The organism is Vibrio sp. D417a (assembly GCF_030248595.1).
GTDB lineage: Bacteria > Pseudomonadota > Gammaproteobacteria > Enterobacterales > Vibrionaceae > Vibrio > Vibrio alginolyticus.
In genome coordinates, this window is sequence record NZ_JAHGAM010000034.1 from 1 (window position 1) to 21736 (window position 21736).

A 21736-nucleotide genomic window follows, 5' to 3' on the forward strand; every position below is an offset into this window, starting at 1 on the left:
TCTAGCTTCTAGCTGTGTGCTACTGGTAGCGTTGCTTGACGAAGCCACTCTTTCACATCACCCTCAACAAGTGGGCTGATCTCATCCCATACCTTCTGATGGTAATCATTCAACCATGCAAGCTCTGGACGAGTTAGCATATCAACGTTGATGTTGCGCTTGTCGATTGGACAGCGTGTTAGCGACTCGAATGACAGAACAGGGAAGTCACCGTTTGTTGCGGTTTCAACAACAAGCTCTAGGTTTTCAATACGAATACCAAACGCATCTGCACGGTAGTAGCCTGGCTCGTTGGATAGCACCATACCTTCTGTTAGAGGCACGTCGATTTGCTTCTTCGAAATGCTCGCCGGACCTTCATGAACACTTAGGAAGTGACCAACACCGTGACCAGTACCGTGATCGTAATCGTAGCCTTCCGCCCATAAGTGCTGACGAGCTAGCGTATCGATTTGGTAACCACGTGTGCCTTTCGGGAAACGTGCACGAGCAACACCGATGTGACCTTTTAGCGCGAGAGTGAATTGTTTAATCATCTCCTGTGAAGGCTGACCAATCGCAATTGTACGCGTGATGTCTGTCGTGCCATCTAGGTACTGACCGCCTGAATCCACTAGGTAAAGCGTGTTCAGTTCTAGCTTGCCAGGTTCAGGTTGGTTCTCGTGGTTGTAGTGACACATCGCCGCGTTGCCACCTGCCGCTGAAATGGTATCAAAGCTAAGATCCATAAGTGTTGGGTCTTCGCTACGGAACGCTTCCAGTTTGTCAGCTAGTGTCGCTTCATCATGCAGGTTACCAGCAGCGACTTCAGTATCTAACCAAGATAGGAACTTACTCATCGCCACACCATCACGGATATGGCATGCTTTCATGCCTGCGATTTCAACCGCGTTCTTCGCCGCTTTTGGCATTAGGCATGGGTCAGCTTTACTCACCACAGATGCGCCAGCATTTTGTAGAACCAACTTAAACCATGCGTTACTTGTCGCAGGGTCAACCAGTACATTCTTGCCAGTTAGAGTTTCTAGGCGTGCTTGCAATGCTTCTGGGTGATGAACTGTTACGTCCGCACCAACATGAGCGTCAAACTCAGCAGGTAGGCGAGCAGGATCTAGGAAGTACTCCACGCTTGAATCTGAGTGCAGAATCGCGTGAGAAAGCAGAACTGGTAGACGTGAGACATCTAGACCACGAACGTTGAGCAACCAACAGATAGAATCAAGTGCTGTGATCACTGCGCTGTCTGCACCGGCTTTTTTCACGAGCTCTGCGATTTCTTGGCGTTTGCTTTCACTTGATTGTCCAACTGTTTCTGTTGCCATTAGGCGAACATCAGAAACCACAGGAGCAGGGCGGTCGTGCCACAGTTCATCAATTGGGTTGCTATCGAGAATCTTAAGCTCAAGGGTACCTGCAAGTTTTGCTTGTGCCATGTCTAGCCAAGCAGAGTTGTGCATGCGAGGGTCGATTGCCACAGACGCGCCATTTGCAAGATGGTCTTTAATCCAATCTAGTGCAGGCTCTTCAATCAAGTGACGGTATTCGAATAGATCAGCAGGAACCTGCTTTGTTACTTGTACTGTATAGCGACCATCAACAAAGATAGCGGCTTTGTCTTTGGTGATTACCGCAGCACCAGCAGAACCAGTAAAGCCAGTTAGCCAATGTAAACGCTCGTTGTGCGCTGGTACGTATTCGCCCAAGTACTCGTCTTCATGTGGGACAAGTAGGGCATCAATATTATGTTGTGCTAGCCATTCGCGAATTGCATTCACGCGGCTTTGGGTATCGTTGTGCATCTGTGTTATTCCTTCAAATTACCGCTCCTTCATGCTCAGGTGTGGGAGCTGTTTCCATCTGCTTCATGCAGTTTACGATTCCATTGAGGTTCGCAATCACTTCAATAGAGTCGGAGTACAACTAGGCCATAGATGAGCCAAAAAGGACTACGACAGTTAAGCTACTCATTTTAGCCGCTAAGCGCAAATTGAGTGCGGTGTTTTTATCTAAGGTGATCGGTTTTTTGTGTGATCATCGTACGTAGCCAGCCTAATGCAGGGTCGTTTTCTCTATCTCGGTGCCAGAATAAAGTGTAAGCCATAGGTGGGAATTCTAACGGTAGTGGCAGCACGACCAAATCAAGCTGTTTGGCCGCAAGTTGCACAAAATGACTTGGCGCAGTAAAGATAAAGTCGGTGTATGAACATAAACTTGCGGCACTGTTAAAGTCGGGCACGGTGACGGCAATATCGCGGTCGGCGCCAATATCTGCAAGGCGATAATCTAGCAACCAACGGTCGTTGCCATCACAACGTACTTGTACATGGCGTAGGGCGAGATAGGCTTCCAGATTCCAAGGTTGTTTTAGCGCAGGGTGGTTTTTGCGAATGATGCACATTTGGTAATCACGATAAATTTCCAACTCGCAAATGTCATCGGGTGGTTGAAGAGTCAGCTTGGCATCGTTTATATCGATATCTTTTCCAGTTAAGCCTAAATCCAGTTCGCCGCGTTGAAGCATTTTAAATGTATTATCCGACCACGGGTGTGTGCTAATTGTCACGCCAGGTGCTTGTTGAAAAATCGCCGGTAAGAAATGGGGTAGAATGAGAGGGTAGACACTCTCTACCGCTGCTATTTGAAAACGGTATTCGCTGCTTTGCGGAGAAAACTCTTCGGGTTGAGTCAGCACTTCTAACTGATTTATCAACAGATCCAGTTTCGGTTTAAGAAACAATGCGCGCGGCGTAGGTGTTAATCCATGTGAGTTTCGAGTGAAAAGCGGGTCATCAAATTGAATGCGCAGTTTAGCCAGTGATTTACTTACGGCGGATTGGCTTAAGCACAATCGGTGGGCCGCACGAGTAACGTTTAACTCTTCAATCAGCACTTTAAAGCAGACCAATAGATTTAAATCGATACGAGCCAGTTTTTCGACGTTCACAGTGAATTTCCTCTGAGGAATAATGCTCATGATTATACATCATTTCCATTCATATCATCAGATGATTAAGCTTTACCCAAAGTTCTTTATCCAATTCGGAGTGTTGTGTGTCTAGCCAGTTTTCTAATAGTAAAAAACAGATGGCGTTATTGACCCTTTTGGTTCTTTTCAGTCCTTTAGCGATTGATATTTATCTACCTGCTTTACCTCTTATTGCTTCCACTTTTCAGGTCGATAATGCGCTAGCACAAGACACGATCACTTGGTTCTTATTTGCTATGGGTGTTGGTCAGCTATTCGCAGGTCCCCTAGCAGATAAACTCGGACGTCGAACTGTTGCATTGGGCGGTATCACCATTTACGCGATGAGCGCTTTATTGGCGTGGAGTGCTCAAAATATTGAGTGGATGTTGGTTTCCCGACTGCTACAAGGCTTAGGTGCGTGTGCGACATCGGTAGCAGCCTTTGCAACTGTTCGCGATATCTTTGGCCCGGAAAAAAGCGGCAAAATGATCAGCTACCTTAACGGTGCGATTTGTTTCATTCCGGCTTTAGCTCCAATTCTAGGTAGCTGGTTAACTCAGCAATTTGACTGGCGTGCTAACTTTAGCTTTATGGCGGGTTTTGCTGTGGTGTCTGGATCATTGATGTTTTTCATGATGAGAGAGACTAACCCGTCAACAGAAAAGCAAGCCGTGTTTAAGCTTAGTCGGTATTGGGCAGTGCTTAGCACACCATCTTTTGTTTTCCATGCGTCATTATGCTTGATGGCGATGGCGGTTATTCTTGCTTACGTTACCTCAGCACCGTCGGTATTGATGACGGGGATGGGGCTGTCGATGAATGAATTCACTTTCTGGTTTGGTGTAAATGCGGTGATAAACATTGCGGCATGTATGCTGGCGCCTAAGTTTATGGAGCGCGTTGGAACTCACAACACCTTGGTCACCGGGATCTCAACTCTGGGTCTCGCAGGTGTGATCATGCTAGTGATGAATGGTCAGAATACCGCGCTTTCTTTCATGTTACCTATCTTCATGTCTTCTGTAGGTTTTGCATTCATTCTGGGTGCAGCGGCAGGGAAAGCGTTAGAACCGTTTGGTGATAAGGCGGGCACGGCAGCTGCACTGCTTGGATTGTTCCAAATGAGTGGCTCTGGTTTGTTGGTGGGTACACTGCAACGCTTATCTCTGGATCCACAAACCTTGATCGCAATTCATATGTGGGTCCTATTACCTGCGTTGGTCGTTCTGTTTACAAAAGCAGGGAAGAACTGGCACTCGAGCTTTGCGAAAGCGTAAATCAGTGTAATTTAGTATTTTCCAATGTAAGTAAGGCGTGTATATTTGTCACTCAGACTTTTCCTGACACCATAACGGAACTCAAAAAGTAATGTCGTTAACCACGTATGAAATGGCTCGTATTCTAGAGCAAATGGAAGATTCACCAGAAAAGGTGATGTTTGGCAAGTTGCTTAATGAGCTGGGTAATCAAAGCTCCGAGCGTATTCGTAGTGCGGCTAAACAAGTACCTCTGCCAATTTTGCGTGATATCGTGTACCAATTTCAGCAAGTGATTGAGTCACGCAAAGATGAACAAGTCGAGCAGATGGCAAAAGACCTCGCTCAGCAAGGTATCTCAGCAGAAGAGCTACTGGCTTACTTGAATAAATAATAAAAAATCCCCGCATGATGCGGGGATTTTTTTAGCTCGTCATTTTCTTTTTCAGGATGTGGTCCAAAGACAGCGGTCCTGGCCCCCATACGATTACGATAAGAATCATCAATCCCCAAAGTTGGTGGTCATAAAAACCTTTCTCCCACAACAGTGGGTAAGAGATCACTGCGATGATGTTGAACACAAAGAGCATTGCTGCCATCGGGCGGGTAATCAATCCTAGTGCCAAGAACACCGGTAGAACCAACTCCGCAGCCGTACCTAAATAAGCCGCCAATTCCCATGGCAAGATTGGCACTTGGTATTCCAGCTCAAATAAGTACAGCGTGCTATCCCAAGATGAGATTTTGATTAGTCCTGAATTGAAGAACACCCAAGCAACCCAAAAGCGGCAAAAGAGAAGTAGTAAAGGGACAAAGGCTGCTTGTAAGGTACTGATTAAATCGTCGTACCGATTCACTAAGTTTTTAACCGTATCCGTCATAGAGTGCTCCTTAGATTGATTGCAATGTAAAGCCGTCAACAATATCGAGTGCCATGATGCGATTGAGATGAGCGAGTAAAACTTCAGGTATTTCGCTCAAACTCTGCTTCTGCTCTAAACATTGCAGCAGTTGGAACACATCAGCATCGAGTGCGTGACACAAGGCTTCTCCATTGGCTTGAATCGAGATGACACCTTGCTGTAATTGGTTGATATTAAGTTGTTCGAATTGCCCAGTTTGAATCGCGCTAAATAGATCGAATACTGCGCAGTTGGAGTCAAAGCTGCGGCAGCCCTTTTTAAGGTGTAAGACTAAAGTGGGTTGTTGCTCTTCACTCACTTCGCCAAGTAACGCAAGCGGTTTTAATTCCGCTGCATTGGATTGCTCATACTGTGCTTGACGAGCTAGGTCGATATGCCACTCGAAGCGTGCGACTTCAGGGCTGTAAGGTGCTTGTGCGATCACCTGACTGAACTGCATGATGGTGTCTTGAAAGCCTTCGCCATAATGCACCACATTTCCTTCTTCTAATGGGTAAGAAAGAACATGCTGGCGAGCTATCTGTTCAAAGCATTCTTCACCAAGCAGCGCTTCAACCATCGGGTAGGTCGCGGACAACACTTCGCTTAAGCTGACGATAAAGTTATTGCGGTAAATTTGTATGCGTTCATCAGCGGTAAACTCATCACTGGCAATATCGCAGTCTTCACCGAGCGCTTGATAGTGCAGGGCTTTAGCAAACTGGCTTTGTAAGGTGGCTAGATTCATGATGCCTTCCTTGGTTCGCTTTGTTCACTTGGAAGTGTGCCTTGCAACAGCAGTTGCGATGCTTTCTGCGCTTCTTCGAGCAAGACTTCTGGCGCGGGGATATCCAAATCCCATTCAATCAACGTATGACGTGGACCGTGTTTTTTTGTCCACTGTGAAAACAACTGCCAAACTTCATCGCTAACCGGGCGGCTATGGGTATCAATCCATATCTCACCTTTGTCGAGTTGTTTGATGGTAAAACCTGCCAAGTGAATCTCATCCACTTTGTCGGCTGGAATCACATCTAGGTATGTGTCGCAATCGAAACCGTGGTTGAACGCCGAAACATAAACATTGTTTAAATCGAGCAATAAACGACAGTCAGTGCGCTTTTGCACTTCGGTAAGAAACTCCCATTCGCTGATGGTCGAATGTTGAAACTTCACATAACTAGATGGGTTCTCTATCAAGATCTCGCGTTGCAAATAATCCTGCACTTCATTCACGTTACGAGTGAACACGTTGAGCGCTTCTTCCGTATACGGAAGTGGAAGCAGGTCATTAAAGTAGTGACCGCCGTTTTCACTCCAACTTAAATGGTCAGAAACAAGGATTGGGTCGATTGAGTCAATCAGTGCTTTAAGTTGCGCAAGATGCTTTTGACTAACACGTTCCACCGAACCTAACGACAAACCAATACCGTGGCAGCTAATTTGATATTGCTCGCGAAGCGTTTGTAGTTGATGACGCTCTGCTGCATTGGGTTGGAAATAGTTTTCACTGTGGATTTCTAACCAAGACAACTCGGGTTGGTTTTGGCTAAAGTAATCGAGGTGAGGGGTTCTTAATCCAACTCCAACAAGGTCGTGGAAGGTGTGGTGTTTCACGTGAAACTCCTTTTCAAATCGTGCGGGAAGAGAAGGATGCGTCTTGGCTTTGCGTTGGTTGAGCGTCAACGCATCCTCACAATAGCTAGCGATAAAAGATTATGAAGAAGAAGTGCTACCGCCAGCGAGCTTGTCACAAAGACCTTTTGGTACGACTACGAATGCGTCTTTTTGGTTATCTTCTTTAGAAGTACCAGCGCATGAGCTGCTTTTTGTTGCACAGTCGTTTTTACCTGCTTTAGAAACGCCATAGCACTTTTCTTTTTCAGCAGCGACAGCTGGAGCTGCAGTTAGCATTGTGCCACCAAGAGCTAGAAGACCAGTAACAGCAGCAGTAACAGCTAGATTCGACTTTTTCATAATAAATTCCTCTGAATGATTTCCTTTACTTTAAGTTGGCAAGATGAATCGCCTGTTTTGGCGTTTTTGTTATCAACTTGCTTAACTTAAAAGATAGGAAACTGGCTAAAAAACTTTCAGAAAAATTTCTGAAGTAAATGGGTTTGCAGGGTCAAATAGGTATAACTAATTGATGTGTTGGGCAAAAAAACATCGATTTTTTTATCAAGTTTTGTCTAAACAGCACCCGGTTGTTTAGGTTATAATCGGTTTTTATGTATAAATAACCAGTAGCTCTCATCATGATGGATCCATCTCTATTACTCGACGGTTTGAACGATAAACAACGTGAAGCCGTTGCAGCACCTCTAGAAAACTTGCTCGTTCTTGCTGGCGCAGGAAGTGGTAAGACACGCGTTCTTGTTCACCGTATCGCTTGGCTGATGTCGGTCGAGCAAGCTTCTCCGTTTTCAATTATGTCGGTAACCTTTACCAATAAGGCGGCGGCAGAGATGCGTGGACGTATCGAAGAGCTAATGATGGGCAGTGCAGGCGGTATGTGGAATGGTACTTTCCACGGCATTTGTCACCGTATTCTGCGTGCACACTATCTTGATGCGAAGCTACCGGAAGATTTCCAAATCATTGACAGTGACGACCAACAGCGTCTACTAAAGCGTTTGATTAAAGCGCAAAACCTCGATGAGAAGCAGTGGCCGGCACGCCAAGTGGCATGGTGGATTAACGGTAAGAAAGACGAAGGTCTGCGCCCGTCGCACATTGATGCGTACCATGATCCAGTAACCAAGACATATCTACAGTTGTACACCGCTTACCAAGAAGCGTGTGATCGTGCTGGTTTAGTCGATTTTGCGGAAATCTTGCTGCGCGCACATGAGCTACTGCGTGATAACAAGTTCGTCCGTGAACACTACCAAGCACGCTTTAAGCATATCTTGGTGGATGAGTTCCAAGATACCAACAACATTCAATATGCTTGGCTACGTATGATGGCGGGTCCTGAGTGTCACGTGATGATCGTAGGTGATGACGACCAGTCGATTTATGGTTGGCGTGGTGCAAAAGTCGAGAACATTGAGAAGTTTACGCTCGAATTCCCAAGCGTGAATACCATTCGTCTTGAGCAAAACTACCGTTCCACTAAGACCATTCTGGAAGCATCTAACACCCTGATTGCGAATAACACCGAGCGTATGGGTAAAGAGTTGTGGACGGATGGCGTGGTCGGTGAGCCTATCTCGGTTTACAGCGCTTACAACGAATTAGATGAAGCCCGTTTTGCGGTGAACAAAATCAAAGAGTGGCAAGACAAGGGCGGTGCTCTGAATGACGCTGCGATGCTTTACCGTAACAACGCCCAGTCGCGTGTTCTGGAAGAAGCGTTAATTCAAGCCGGTCTGCCTTACCGTATCTACGGCGGCATGCGATTCTTCGAACGTCAGGAAATCAAAGATGCCTTGAGCTACATGCGTCTGATTGCCAACCGTAACGATGATGCGGCGTTTGAACGTGTGGTGAATACGCCAACGCGTGGTTTGGGTGATAAGACGCTTGAAACCATCCGTTTTGCGGCTCGTGACCGTGGTTGCACTATGTGGGAAGCGAGTGTGGCAATGTTGGACGAGAAGGTGCTTGCTGGTCGCGCTGCTGGTGCTCTGAGCCGTTTTATCGAGCTTGTCACCGCGCTAGAAGACGACACCTTAGAGATGCCGCTGCATCACCAAACTGACCATGTGATTAAATACTCGGGCTTGTTCGCGATGTACGAGCAAGAGAAGGGCGAAAAGTCTAAGGCACGTATTGAGAACTTGGAGGAATTGGTGACCGCAACTCGCCAATTCGAGAAACCAGAAGAAGCCGAAGACATGTCACTGCTGACGGCATTCCTAACCCACGCAGCACTAGAAGCGGGCGAAGGACAAGCGGACGAATTTGAAGATGCGGTTCAGCTCATGACATTACACAGTGCGAAAGGTCTAGAGTTTCCATTGGTGTTTATGGTCGGTGTGGAAGAAGGCATGTTCCCAAGCCAAATGTCGGCAGAAGAAGCAGGGCGCTTAGAAGAAGAACGCCGTCTGTGTTACGTAGGCATGACCCGTGCGATGCAGAAACTGTACATCACTTATGCTGAAATGCGTCGTTTGTACGGTCAGGATAAATACCATAAACCGTCTCGCTTTATCCGTGAACTGCCAGAAACTTGTTTAGATGAAGTACGAATGAAGGCGCAAGTTAGCCGTCCTTCAAGCAGTGGTCGATTTAGCCAAACTGTTGTGAAAGAGAGCTTTAATGAAACCGGCTTTACGCTAGGTTCTCGTGTGATGCATCCAAAGTTTGGTGAAGGCACCATCATCAACTTCGAAGGCAGTGGTCCACAGAGCCGTGTACAGATTGCCTTTAACGGTGAAGGCATCAAATGGTTGGTAACTGCTTACGCACGACTAGAGAAACTGTAAGGCTTGACCAAAACTCATACCAATCGTAGTAAATAACTGGTCATTCTAGCTTGTTAAAATACTCGATAACTGCGTTGCAATTTTTGATTGTAGAATAACTACTTATCGAAAAATTGCGCCTTGTTCTCAAGCATTTTCCCTACGCTATTTCTGATCACTTATTTACTGTGATTGGTATCATCAACTTAAGAGCTGCTTCGGCGGCTCTTTTTGTTTGTGCGGTTTTGGTGTCGCTAACGCAGTAAAAAATGGAATGATAAATGGAGTACAAAAGCGCGACTTAACGATGCCGTTTGAAGTGAAAGGTGGGCGTTGTGGGTGAATGCCTGTTTTCAGCAGATCTACTGAGAAAAACTTTAGGCAAAGAAAAACCCCGAGGGCTTGCGCCCATCGGGGTTATAGTCTTACTCGCAGCAATCCAGCTACTAAGAGTGCTCCATGCATCTAATCCATGATAGTGTGCTGAATCCGTCAGCTTAATCCTTACGTCGCCTTCCTAGCGGTGTCCTTAATGACCTTATCCTGGTCTGCTAACTATCCTCGTTAGCTCTCATCACTTGTTCCCTGAGCGGTGTCCCTGACATCATCCTGATGTTCAAATCCTTGCCTCGTCCAGAGGTGTCCATTTCCCGTCCTTAGTAGCAACCATCCTAGTCACTATTGATTCCGTTCAATGTCCAATTTTGCAATCCATGCCCGACTATTCATCCTGAATAACCGTTTCTTCTTCCTGAAGTTCACCAAGTCCGTGGTGTTTCCTGTTCCGTGTCAGCATCCTTCCGACAGGTTTAATATTACGTGTTTAACGATTTCCAACAACGGGCTAATCTCACATTTTTTAACTCTCTTAGCGTTCAAAAAAGATACATGAGCATTAAATTCAATGGCTTATGCTCTTTTCTGTACGGTTTTACCATTAAAAAAGAGAGGTTTGCTCAACCCTTTGTGAGAGATCTCGCACAAGGGGTCGAGCGAAAGACTCTTACTGCCCGATAGCGGCACCTTCACGTCTTGGATCCGCAGCGCCTTCAAGACCGTCTTTTGTTATTCGTATCGCATGCAGACCAGAGTTCAAATCCCGAACATCGGTTTTAAAGCCCATCTTCTCCAGAGCAGGCTGTAAGCCCTCTGCGGCGGTACCTTGCTCAATATCTAAGGTGCCAAAACGGTTCAGCAATCGTGGCTGATTAATCGCGCTTTGGATGTCCATATCCCATTGCGTGTGGGCGATAATGGCTTGTGCGACGTAACCAATAATGCGGCTGCCACCCGGTGAGCCAATTGCCATGTAAGGTTTGTCATCCTTCATCATAATGGTTGGTGCCATGGATGAACGTGGGCGTTTTCCCGGTTCTAAGCGGTTCGCGATTGGCACACCATCTTGATGCGTGCGGAAAGAGAAATCGGTCAGTTCGTTATTGAGCAAGAAGCCGCGTACCATCAAGCGTGAGCCAAAGGCGTTCTCGATGGTTGTTGTCATTGAAACCACATTGCCTTGCTTATCGACGATATTGAAATGGCTGGTGGAAGGCAGCTCGATCGATTGGTCCATGCTTAAGTTCATGGCGTGCGACCAAGGAGGATTACCGGCTTCAGCCTTACTCAAGGCTTTACCGACTTGAATGAGCTCAGCACGTTGTTTGAGATAATCTTTATCAAGCAAGCCTTCGGTTGGCATTGGCACATAATCTTGGTCAGCCATGTACTTACCGCGATCCGCAAACGCAAGGCGCGATGCATCGGCGATCACTTGCCATGATTTTGCACTTTCGGCTCCCCAACCTTTAAGATCGTATTGCTCGGTGATCGCGAGAATCTGTCCAACCGTCAATGCGCCAGAGCTAGGTGGTCCCATGCCGCAGATGTCATAGCTTTGGTAAGCCGCACAAACCGGTTCACGTTGCTTGATTTGGAACGCATCAAAGTCAGGTTGTGCCAATACGCCAGGATTGCCCGGTGCATTCTGTACGGTCTTGATGATGTCTGTAGCGATATCGCCTTGATAGAAAGCTTTTGCCCCTTGCTCTGCAATTGCCGTCAGAGTTTGCGCGTATTCAGGGTTCTTCAACAACGTGCCTTCGGTTTTTGGTGAGCCGTCTGGATTGAAGAAGTAAGCCTTAGTCGCAGGGAAGCGTGATAGGCGCTTAGTATCTTTCTCAATCAGACTCGCGAGGCGAGGACTGACTTCGAAACCTTGCTCAGCCAAGGTAATCACGGGTTGGATGATCTTCTTCCATTCCAACTTGCCGTATTTCTGGTGCGTGTCCCACAGCAGTTTCACTGTACCAGGAGTGGCAACGGAGCGCCCGCCGACAACCGCATCGTAAAATTGTAGGGGTTGTCCTTTTTCGTCTAAAAAGAGTTTCGGCGTCGCGGCGAGCGGTGCGGTTTCGCGTCCATCATACGTAGTTAGTTTTTGTTTCTCACTGTCCCAATACACTAAGAAGGCGCCACCACCAATACCTGATGATTGCGGTTCTACCAAGCCCAGCATCAGCTGCACGGCAACCATAGCATCAATAGCATTACCACCTTGGGCAATAACATCCGCACCAGCTTGGGTTGCAATTGGGTTAGCAGCGGTAACCATATAATCTTTCGCTTTGATCAATTGTTTTTGCTCGAAGCCAGTGCTGTGCTCCGGCGCAACCGCATCTGCTGCTTGGTTAGCAAAGACTGAGGTAGATAAGATTAGTGGGGAAGTAAGAAAAAGACCCGTGGTCACGAGTCGGTTGAACGTCCAATGCATGATGACTCTCCATGTTGCCAGTTTTGTGCTTTGAGCTTGGCAGTTATGGAGAGTCACGTCGAGTCAGCAATCTTAGAAATGTCGATTGTGCTACGCTTTTAAATCAGTACTTTATCCGATAAAAGTATTGATAGTTTGGTATAGAATACTGCCGCCCACTAGAGTAAATACCACGCCGCATAGACCGTCGATGTAGATACCCGCTTGTTGCAATTTACGCTGTAAGCGCTGTGTCGACAGCATCCATGCAAGGCTAGAGAACCAGAATAGCGACAAGCCAAACAGGATGACCAAGGCAATACCTTTGCCAGTAATCGACATACCTGCTGGGACTAAACTCGACATCAAACTGACAAAGAACACCAGGGCTTTTGGGTTAAGAATGTTGGTCGCAAACCCTTTAGCAAACGCTTGACGCTTATTGCTGATCACTAGGTTATTTTGCTTCTTAGGTTGATCCGTCAGTGGGTTTTGGATCATCGAGATCACGGCACGCAATGCGCCAATTCCTAAGTAGAGCAGGTAACTACCACCGAGCAGTTGTACCACGGAATACAGCACTGGGTGCTGGTGGACGACAAAACTCACACCTGTCAGGCTGAACAAAGAGTGCAGCAAAATACCGACGGACAATCCCAACGCAATGTACAAGCCAGTTTGACGACCATGACGCGTCGCATTTTGTACGACCAGCGCAAAGTCCGGACCTGGACTCATTAGGGCAATAAAGTGAATGCTGGCGAGTGTCAGCAATATGGTGGATTCATTCATAACACATCTCAAATTTAACCAATGCGGCTATTGTCGTGGTAAGTCACCTGTGGCGCTTGTAAAAAACTGACAGCTTTCTCGGTAAATGAAATTAACGAGTCACTTGAGAAGGGGAAACGCCGTAGGTCTGCTTAAACGCTTTGCTGAAATGCGCTTGATCATAGAAACCGATTTGATGGGCGACGTCGGTACCACATTGACCAGCTTGCAGTAACTTCATGCCTTGTTCGAGGCGCAGGCGTGCGAACCATGCATAAGGCGTCATGCCAGTTTGCGCTTTAAAGTGGCGCTGGAACTGAGTTGGGCTCAGTTGGCACAGTTCTGATAGCGAATCCAAACGCACCGCTTGGTCGAGGTTCGCCATTAGATAATCTTTTAACGTTCCAAGTGATTGATTTCCTAACGGCACCACTTTTTGTCGCTCAAGCGATCCGTAGCGATCAAAAAGCTGGTTAAATCCTTCAAAAGGAAGGCAATCTTTAGTGAGTTGGCTGAGGTTTTCACGACGAAGTAGCCCGTGTAAGTTACTAAGTTGTGAAAATATCTGGGGATCCGAGATGATCAGTTCGTTGAAGTGTATTATTTGACCGTTTTTCTTAAGATCGGCTAGATCGCTCAATAGGTGAGGTTCGATCGCAAACACATTCACTTCGTAGCCACTCTCGAGCTTAGATTGCCCGTCGTGCAGCTCATCCGGCGGCATAATCACAATTTGCCCGTGACCAACTTGGTGGTTGTTACCTTGATATTGGAACTTCTGCGCACCATGCGTGATCAGGCCGAGATGAAAATCCAGATGGTAATGCCTTTGAAAAGCAAATTTCTGGTATTTCGCCTCTATTAGACTCAAGTTGTCATGGTCGGTTGCGTAGTACTGAATATGTTCCATTAAACAAAAAAAAGCTTGGTCACATTATGACCAAGCTTATCTGGCAATTTCTAACTTGTCTTGTAAAAAACGATCACTGTGGCTGAACGATTCGGCGTGAGCGACGGTTATTACGTAATCCATCAAAGCTAAACACGACTAGTGCTCCCCAAATAAAGACGAAAGTGATCGCTTTATCCATGGTAAAGGGTTCGCCATATATCAATACTGCAAGTAAAAACATTAAGCTTGGGCCTATATATTGGAAAAAGCCCAAAGTCGATAATTTGAGTCTTGTTGCTGCACCCGTAAAGCACAGCAGTGGCAGGGTTGTTATAACCCCAGCTGCGATCAACAAACTATTTAACGTAAGTGGATTCGTAAGCATATTTGAGGTTGGTGTATCGGCAACAAAAAGCAAATAAACAGCGGCCACTGGCAGTAGAAGTAATGTCTCGATAAACAAGCCAGTTTTTGCATCGACACTGACTTTCTTTCTTAATAAGCCATAAAAGCCGAAGCTCATTGCTAACGCCATCGCAACAACAGGTACGGAGCCAAATACAATCAGTTGAACGAGTACGCCACAACCTGCCAATACAACCGCGAACCACTGTAATTTACGCAGTCGCTCACCAAGGAAGACCATCCCGAGTAAGACGTTGATCAGTGGGTTAATGTAATAACCTAAGCTGGCGTCGAGCATATGATTCGAGTTTACCGCCCAAATGAAAATCAACCAATTGCCGCCAATTAACATGGAACTTGCGATCAGGTAAGCGATTTTCGTTTTGTCTTTCGCGATGTGGTAAGCCGAGCGCCAGTGACGGCCAAAATGGAGGAGTGCAGCAAGCAAAAAGAAAGACCATATCACTCGGTGGCTTAGAATTTCCAAAGGAGATACTTGTGCGATGGACTTAAAGTACATCGGCGCAATGCCCCACATGGTATACGCACCAATCGCTAGCAAGATGCCTTGCCGCGCGCGTTGTTGTTCGTCTTCTGGTGTCATGAAGTGTCACCTAATTGTGTGTTTTATAGAGCAGAAAATCAGTATACGAGTCGTGATGCGAAACACCTAACAATTTGCGGTTTTATTCACCATGAAACCCCATTACAATGTGCCCTCACTTTGTGTGCCAGTGGTATGCATAAGCACCTCTTTTTTAAGACCCAATCTGAGACTTTTCATGACCTCGACCTTGTTAGCCGAACAATCTGATTCGCCTGTAACGCCTCAACGTGTGTTGGAGGATGTGTTTGGTTACCAAGAGTTCCGTGATGGTCAGCAGTTGGTGATTGATGCTGCGGTAGAAGGTCGCGACAGCTTAGTTATCCTGCCTACTGGTGGCGGTAAGTCGCTGTGTTATCAAATCCCTGCTTTGGTTCGCTCTGGTATTACTTTGGTGATTTCTCCGCTTATCTCGCTGATGAAAGACCAAGTGGACCAGCTTAAAGCCAACGGTGTAGCGGCTGAATGCATTAACTCGACCATGCCTCGTGAAGAACTGCTCAGCGTATATAACCGCATGCACACTGGTCATCTTAAGTTGGTGTACGTCTCACCAGAACGCGTATTGATGCGTGATTTCATTGAGCGCTTGGAAAACTTGCCGCTATCGATGATTGCCGTCGATGAAGCGCATTGTATTTCCCAGTGGGGACACGATTTCCGTCCAGAATACGCCGCGCTTGGTCAACTTAAGCAGCAGTTTTCCCATGTGCCATTTATGGCGCTAACGGCGACGGCGGATGATGCAACGCGCCGAGATATTCTTGAGCGTCTGCAACTGAATAATCCAGAGGTTTATCTAGGCAGCTTCGACCGTCCTAACATTCGCTACAACTTAGTTGAGAAGCACAAGCCGGTTTCGCAAATCGTTCGTTATCTTGAAACCCAAAAGGGGAATTGCGGCATCATCTATTGTGGTAGCCGTAAGAAAGTTGAGATGGTGACCGAGAAGCTGTGCAACAACCATATTCGTGCTGCTGGTTATCACGCAGGTATGGATGCTGATGAGCGCGCTTACGTCCAAGAAGCTTTCCAACGCGATGACATTCAAATTGTAGTGGCGACCGTGGCATTCGGTATGGGTATCAACAAACCAAACGTGCGCTTTGTGGTTCACTTTGATATCCCGCGCAACATCGAGTCTTACTATCAGGAAACGGGTCGTGCAGGGCGTGATGGTCTACCTGCGGAAGCCATGATGTTGTATGACCCAGCGGACATCAGTTGGCTGCGTCGTATGTTGGATGAGAAAGACGATGGTCCACAGAAGCAGGTGGAAACCCACAAACTGAATGCTATGAGTGCCTTTGCTGAGGCGCAAACTTGTCGTCGTCAGGTGCTATTAAATTACTTTGGTGAGTATCGTGAGAAGCCATGTGGCAACTGTGATATTTGCTTAGATCCACCGAAGCACTTTGATGCAACAGAAGAAGCACGTAAGGCGTTGTCTTGTGTGTACCGAGTGAATCAGAGCTTTGGTATGGGCTACGTGGTAGAGGTGCTACGTGGTATGCAAAACATTCGTGTACGTGAAAATGGGCACGATAAGATTTCTACCTACGCGATAGGGCGCGATCACAGCCACGATTACTGGGTGAGTATCTTCCGTCAGTTAATCCACAAAGGGCTGTTGTTCCAAAACATCACGCGTAACTCAACGCTGCAACTTACCGAAGAAGCGCGTCCGCTGCTACGTGGCGATGTGACTCTGGAGTTAGCGGTTCCGCGTTTAGACACCGCAGCACGTGCGGCGAAATCAGATAAACTGACCAGCAAGAACTACGACAAAAAGCTGTTTGCTAAGTTACGTAAGCTGCGTAAGTCGATTGCTGATGAAGATGGTTTGCCACCATACGTGGTCTTCAGTGACGCGACTTTGATTGATATGGCGGAAATTCTGCCAACGTCTTACGGCGAAATGCTGGCAGTCAGCGGTGTTGGTCAGCGTAAACTGGAGAAGTACGCCGACCCATTCCTTGATTTGATTCAAGAACACATTACTCACCACGGATAAGGAACCAAGATGCAAAAGGAATTTGGCTTAGCGGACTACATGGCACAAGAAGGGCGCTTAATCATTACCGCGCCGAGCTTTGACCTTGATAGCTTTCCTGCTTTAGGTGAGCGTTTAGTCGGACTGCTTTCTGCTACTGTGGTGGAAAAGCAATGGGATGCAGACATTCACTCTTGGCTGATTGACTTTGAAGGTTGCCGACTGTTTATGAAGGCAGAGCATTACAGCGAAGCGATTTGGTTTGAAGCGTTAGCGATTGAAGAGAGCAGGGAAGAGTTGGATTATCTTGCAGGGTTGTTCCAACGCGGCTTGTAAAAATAGAATTTTTCTTGAAAGGGTGTTTCACATGAAACACCCTTTTTTATGCTTAAACGTTTGCATCAAACAGACGACTTGCGGCGAAAAGTGGTTAATGTATAATCGCCCACCGCTTCGCTCAGAATGAGCCAAGCCAGTTTATTTTTCATTTTACATTGTTGGTAAGAGCCACTTTATTCAGTGACTCGATTTGGGTTCCCTCACCCCCAAACCAAACTAAAAAGGTATCGCATGAGTAACTTTACCCCTGCGCAGCAGCGCAACGCCCTTATCTATCTGGTTCTATTCCACCTAGTCATTATTGCATCTAGCAATTACCTAGTTCAGCTACCGTTTACTATTTTCGGTTTCCATACCACTTGGGGCGCATTCACTTTCCCATTTATCTTCTTAGCGACTGACTTAACTGTGCGTATTTTCGGTGCTCAGTTGGCGCGTAAGATCATCTTCTTAGTGATGTTGCCTGCTTTGGCAGTGTCTTACTTCTTATCGGTGGTGTTCTTCGAAGGTCAATTCCAAGGTTTTGGTCACCTAGGGGAATTTAACTTGTTCGTTGCTCGTATCGCGATTGCTAGTTTCATGGCGTACCTACTTGGTCAGATCATGGATGTACACGTGTTCAACCGCTTACGTCAAATGAAGCAATGGTGGGTGGCACCAACGTGTTCAACGCTTTTCGGTAATGCACTTGATACTATCGCTTTCTTCGCCATTGCGTTCTACCAAAGCCCAGATCCATTTATGGCGGAGCATTGGACGGAAATCGCGCTGGTGGATTACGGCTTCAAACTGGTTATCAGTCTTGGTTTGTTTGTTCCTATGTACGGCGTATTACTGAATTACCTAATTAAGAAGCTGACTGAGGTGAACCCTGACTTTAAGGTGACGACAAGCGTTCAGTCTTAATATCAGTGGGAACCCCGAAAGCCGCTTGCTCAAATCAAGCGGCTTTTTTGTGCCTGTTTACTTGGGTTTAGAGCGTTTTGTACAGCGTGGGGAGTAATTAGATCATGGGTATCCAAAAGCTCCCTGAGCTGTACGAAGGTAAAAATGAGCAGTAAAAAAGGTCCCGAGTGAGACCTTTTAATCGAAGGTACGGCACGTAGAGGAAGCTCGCTGGTGAAATGGCTAACAGAGCATCCTCTCAATCAAAATGGCTTTTTGAGCATCGAAGGCGCCAAGTCGCAGGCCTTTCTCCCAACTGATGCTTTGATTGAACATCGCCAACATCAAACCGATACTGCGTTGATTGGCGTCCTGCCAGCAATCAGACTCGCTATACTCTCCATCATTTATCGCGTTGCCATTAACGAGAATGGGCTCGAAACGCCATTTTTCGCCGACACGATAGTAGCCTTTGCTGGTTAAGGTCTGGTTGGATTGAATCGTTAGATTGTGCTCGATGCCCGGTTCACCTGTTAGTTCAAATACAAACCTTAGCTGGTGGTCGTCACATTGCAGCTCAACGATCAGTTGGCCGTTTTCCTCAACCAGTGTTGATTGAGAGTAGTCTCCGAAGCAATGCAGCAACCAAGAAATAGGGTGGCTAGCTGTCTCAAGAAACCACTCTTTGAGCGTGAAGGTGCCTAGTAGATTAACTTGGGTGACTAGATTGACCACACAAGGTTGGGTTTGCGAGGCGAGCCATTTCTCTATCGTCTTGGCGGTCTCTAGCTGAGCAAAGGCGTAATTAACCAATAGGTTGGAGTTCGGTTGCTGCCAGTGAGTGATGTCGGAATTCAATCCCACCAATGGCTTTTCACAAATTAGCTTGGTTGAACCTAACTTCTTAATTATCTCTGCATGAGTATGCGCAGGTGTCGCGATTGTCACTACATCAAGTTGCTTGAGTGCGCTGATGTTCGTTTCTGCCTTTGGGGTTGCTTCTTCACTGCACGCTTGCTGAAGCGGTTCTATTTGGTTGGCGCATAACGTTGTGACCGATACACCATTGTTTCGATAGTGGGGAATGTGCGTGCGTCCCCAGTTGATTCCTATGATGCCGGCTTGCTGGATTTGCTCTGGTTTGTTGAAACGTTCACTCAATGGCGGCAAGGCAATTCGTTCATCGGTTAGACGTTGGTCATGGTGATAGTCATTGCTTGGCAGCACTTGCCATGGCTTGTTGTAATGCTGTTTGAGTGCACAAACGAGTTCGTAGAAATTCCACTTATCCTTTAAGTTGCTATCAAGATGGTATAAACCGGCTTCGTTCCGCTCAATAAGCTGCAAAAAGGCGAGTGCAGTATCGTCCATATGAGAAGTCGCGGGATACCAAGCTGTGCTAGCGGTAATAACGCCGTACTCTTCATGTTGGCGGTCGAGATGCGCCAACATGTTATTGCCTTCTGCTTGGTGATGGAGCTGCCAACCAATTCGAGCAACCATCGCATCTGGATTTGCTTGCCAGATTGCATCTTCACAACGAACTTTGTATTTGCCGTAATCATCTTGGGTGTTTCTTTCTTCAAAGATGCCATAAGGCCCGTTTTTTGTGGCATCAAATACCATTGCTGTGCTGACAAAGAGGTAAGGAATATTATGGCGTTTGCATTGCTCACCAAGCCACGCTGCCCACTCTTCACTTCCCATCGCCATATGGCACACCGCATTGATGTGGTGTTGCTGCCAAAATTGTTCACTTTGCTGTAGATCATCCGGCGGGATTTGGTGGTGATTCCACTCCAATATGTTCCAGCCGCGTAGGTGAAACTGATGAGCGACTTTTGGGGCGAGGGTGCCAGTTAAGCCAGTCATTAAAACGGTTTTCATGATGGTGCATCTTGGTTGGCTAAATTGTGTTTATCAATAAAGCATGGCTGTTTTTCGATGTAGAGCGGAGAAGCTGAGATTTTTGCTGGGCAGCACGTTTTGTAGGGGAAGTAGATGCAAAAAAGCCCAAGCGAACGCCTGGGCTTTAGTATTGTAAGGCAGTGATATTCGCTTATTTTGCTACGATATTTAATGGCCAGCCGATGTCTGTCTGACGGTTGGATTCAATTTCCAACTCAGCCGCAGTCAGTGGGTTTTTCTCTAGCCATTGCGCATCAATGTGTAACGTTAGATTGTCGCCTTCAACCGTTAGAGTCACATTTGGCTCTAGATCAGGATTGCGACGATGGCTGAGCAGAACCGCAAGACGCAATAGTCTCAATACTCGTTTGGCACTTGAGCCTGATAATGCATGCTGCTCAGGTAAAGAAGTGAGTTGTTCGCGATAGCGACGAGCCACTTCACCAATAAAGAACTTCTGCGCGCGCGTGTAACCAGGCAGATCCAAATTCTGCAGCAAGTAAGCACTATGCTCTCCGCCTTTTTTGAAATCGATAGTTAAGCCAATTTCATGCAGTTTTGCGGCGGTCTCGAGTAATATCTTGCCCTGAGGCTCTGTAATCCACTCATCGCCCCCAGCTTGCTGTAAAAGCGTGTGTGCCAGACTAGCGACTTGTTCACCGTATTGGTGATCGAGCTGATAACGATTTTGTACGCTAGCGATAGTGCGGGCACGAATGTCTTCTTGACGAAGCTCTTCAACCATCTCATACACTAAGCCTTCGCGTAGTGCGCCGCCAGCGAGTGTCATAGCATCGATTTCAAGCAATTCAAAAACGGCAATCAAAATAGAGAGGCCACTAGGGAACACTAATGCACGCTCAAGTGTTAAGCCTTCAATATCGAGTTCTTCTAAATGGTCGGCCAACATGGCTTGCTTCTGTAGACGTTTGAGTTTGGAGTGAGTGATTACTTCGTCCATGCCTTGCGCCAGCATTATCTCTTGCAATGCCTGAACAGTGCCTGATGCACCAACACACACATCCCAACCAATTTCTGTATAACGTTCTAAAATCGGCTGGATGGTCTGTTTCGCCCCTTCAATTGCCGCGTCAAAGTTACGAGCATTCAATTGACGATCTTTAAAGAAGTTTTCAAGCCAAGTCACGCAGCCCATTTTTAAGCTGGTCAGTGCTTTGGCTTCGAAACCTTCACCGATAATCAGTTCGGTACTTGCTCCACCGATATCGACTACAAGGCGACGACCACTACCGCCAGAGGTGTGAGCGACACCTTTATAGATAGTGGCTGCTTCTTCTTCACCAGTAATCACTTCGATAGGCTGGCCTAGAATTTGGTTAGCCTTTTCTAAAAACACATCTACATTGGTCGCGGTACGTAATGTTGCAGTACCGACGATGCGAATGTTTTGTTTAGGAATGTCCTGCAAGCGTTCCGCAAATAGACTTAAGCAGTCCCATCCTCGCTGCATAGCTTCCATACTAAGAGAATTATGTTCATCTAAGCCCGCTGCTAGACGAACTTTGCGCTTAATTTTAGCCATTGTTTGAACGCTGCCATCGATGTGACGCACAACGAGCATGTGAAAACTGTTCGACCCGAGGTCGATGGCGGCATATAGCGGTGATGATCCTGCTTGACTCATAAAACGA

At 46.8% G+C, this 21736-nt stretch carries 18 protein-coding genes; 6 read left to right on the plus strand and 12 right to left on the minus strand.

Annotation, left to right across the window (positions count from 1 at the left end):
• Window positions 1-8: 8 nt before the first annotated feature.
• Both KI742_RS21565 and KI742_RS21570 read right to left on the minus strand, forming a co-directional pair.
• Window positions 9-1799 carry an aminopeptidase P family protein gene (locus KI742_RS21565; RefSeq protein WP_262681905.1) on the minus strand — a complete coding sequence of 597 codons (1791 nt, stop codon included), beginning with the start codon at window positions 1797-1799 and terminating at the stop codon, window positions 9-11.
• Between the two features lie 203 nt (window positions 1800-2002).
• Window positions 2003-2944 carry a LysR family transcriptional regulator gene (locus KI742_RS21570; RefSeq protein WP_005378791.1) on the minus strand — a complete coding sequence of 314 codons (942 nt, stop codon included), beginning with the start codon at window positions 2942-2944 and terminating at the stop codon, window positions 2003-2005.
• 107 nt (window positions 2945-3051) lie between these two features.
• Here KI742_RS21570 and KI742_RS21575 point away from each other — a divergent pair, with 107 nt between their 5' ends.
• Window positions 3052-4245 carry a multidrug effflux MFS transporter gene (locus KI742_RS21575; protein ID WP_198912764.1) on the plus strand — a complete coding sequence of 398 codons (1194 nt, stop codon included), beginning with the start codon at window positions 3052-3054 and terminating at the stop codon, window positions 4243-4245.
• 91 nt (window positions 4246-4336) lie between these two features.
• The gene (locus tag KI742_RS21580) at window positions 4337-4618 is read left to right on the plus strand and encodes a hypothetical protein (protein WP_005378786.1); all 282 of its coding nucleotides are present in this window, start codon (window positions 4337-4339) and stop codon (window positions 4616-4618) included.
• 31 nt (window positions 4619-4649) lie between these two features.
• On the opposite strand, the gene KI742_RS21585 is transcribed toward KI742_RS21580, so the two are convergent.
• The 4 genes from KI742_RS21585 to KI742_RS21600 form a co-directional block, all read right to left on the minus strand.
• Entirely contained in the window at window positions 4650-5105 is a 456-nt protein-coding gene (locus KI742_RS21585; protein ID WP_054575520.1) for a DoxX family protein, read from the minus strand.
• Between the two features lie 10 nt (window positions 5106-5115).
• Window positions 5116-5874, minus strand: a complete 759-nt coding sequence (locus KI742_RS21590) for a DNA-binding domain-containing protein (RefSeq protein WP_137282454.1) — start codon at window positions 5872-5874, stop codon at window positions 5116-5118.
• Window positions 5871-6743: a DUF692 domain-containing protein gene (locus tag KI742_RS21595; RefSeq protein WP_137282453.1), complete on the minus strand. Its 873-nt coding sequence runs from the start codon at window positions 6741-6743 to the stop codon at window positions 5871-5873. The genes KI742_RS21590 and KI742_RS21595 overlap by 4 nt, the downstream gene beginning before the upstream one ends.
• Window positions 6744-6842: 99 nt before the next feature.
• Entirely contained in the window at window positions 6843-7103 is a 261-nt protein-coding gene (locus KI742_RS21600) for a DUF2282 domain-containing protein (protein ID WP_005378779.1), read from the minus strand.
• Between the two features lie 281 nt (window positions 7104-7384).
• Between KI742_RS21600 and uvrD the strand changes: the two genes are divergently transcribed.
• Window positions 7385-9559 carry a DNA helicase II gene (uvrD, locus tag KI742_RS21605; RefSeq protein WP_005378778.1) on the plus strand — a complete coding sequence of 725 codons (2175 nt, stop codon included), beginning with the start codon at window positions 7385-7387 and terminating at the stop codon, window positions 9557-9559.
• Between the two features lie 982 nt (window positions 9560-10541).
• Here uvrD and ggt read toward each other — a convergent pair.
• From ggt to rarD, 4 genes are all read right to left on the minus strand, one after another.
• Window positions 10542-12308 carry a gamma-glutamyltransferase gene (gene ggt / locus KI742_RS21610; protein ID WP_104975691.1) on the minus strand — a complete coding sequence of 589 codons (1767 nt, stop codon included), beginning with the start codon at window positions 12306-12308 and terminating at the stop codon, window positions 10542-10544.
• Window positions 12309-12419: 111 nt separating this feature from the next.
• On the minus strand, window positions 12420-13079 hold the full coding sequence (locus KI742_RS21615; protein ID WP_005378776.1) for a LysE family translocator: 660 nt from the start codon (window positions 13077-13079) through the stop codon (window positions 12420-12422).
• Window positions 13080-13170: 91 nt separating this feature from the next.
• A complete protein-coding gene (locus tag KI742_RS21620) occupies window positions 13171-13968 on the minus strand; it encodes an AraC family transcriptional regulator (RefSeq protein WP_285386271.1) in 798 nt (265 codons plus the stop codon).
• 73 nt (window positions 13969-14041) lie between these two features.
• Entirely contained in the window at window positions 14042-14959 is a 918-nt protein-coding gene (rarD, locus tag KI742_RS21625) for an EamA family transporter RarD (protein ID WP_285386273.1), read from the minus strand.
• A 178-nt stretch (window positions 14960-15137) separates the two neighbouring features.
• Here rarD and recQ point away from each other — a divergent pair, with 178 nt between their 5' ends.
• The 3 genes from recQ (at window position 15138) to KI742_RS21640 (ending at window position 18197) form a co-directional block, all read left to right on the plus strand.
• A complete protein-coding gene (gene recQ / locus KI742_RS21630) occupies window positions 15138-16973 on the plus strand; it encodes an ATP-dependent DNA helicase RecQ (RefSeq protein WP_005451195.1) in 1836 nt (611 codons plus the stop codon).
• 9 nt (window positions 16974-16982) lie between these two features.
• A complete protein-coding gene (locus tag KI742_RS21635) occupies window positions 16983-17288 on the plus strand; it encodes a DUF3630 family protein (protein WP_285386275.1) in 306 nt (101 codons plus the stop codon).
• 234 nt (window positions 17289-17522) lie between these two features.
• A complete protein-coding gene (locus KI742_RS21640) occupies window positions 17523-18197 on the plus strand; it encodes a 7-cyano-7-deazaguanine/7-aminomethyl-7-deazaguanine transporter (RefSeq protein ID WP_213898988.1) in 675 nt (224 codons plus the stop codon).
• A 222-nt stretch (window positions 18198-18419) separates the two neighbouring features.
• On the opposite strand, the gene KI742_RS21645 is transcribed toward KI742_RS21640, so the two are convergent.
• A complete protein-coding gene (locus KI742_RS21645; RefSeq protein ID WP_285386277.1) occupies window positions 18420-20063 on the minus strand; it encodes a sugar nucleotide-binding protein in 1644 nt (547 codons plus the stop codon).
• A 172-nt stretch (window positions 20064-20235) separates the two neighbouring features.
• Window positions 20236-21729: a guanosine-5'-triphosphate,3'-diphosphate diphosphatase gene (gene gppA / locus KI742_RS21650; protein WP_053306516.1), complete on the minus strand. Its 1494-nt coding sequence runs from the start codon at window positions 21727-21729 to the stop codon at window positions 20236-20238.
• Between the last annotated feature and the right edge of the window lie 7 nt (window positions 21730-21736).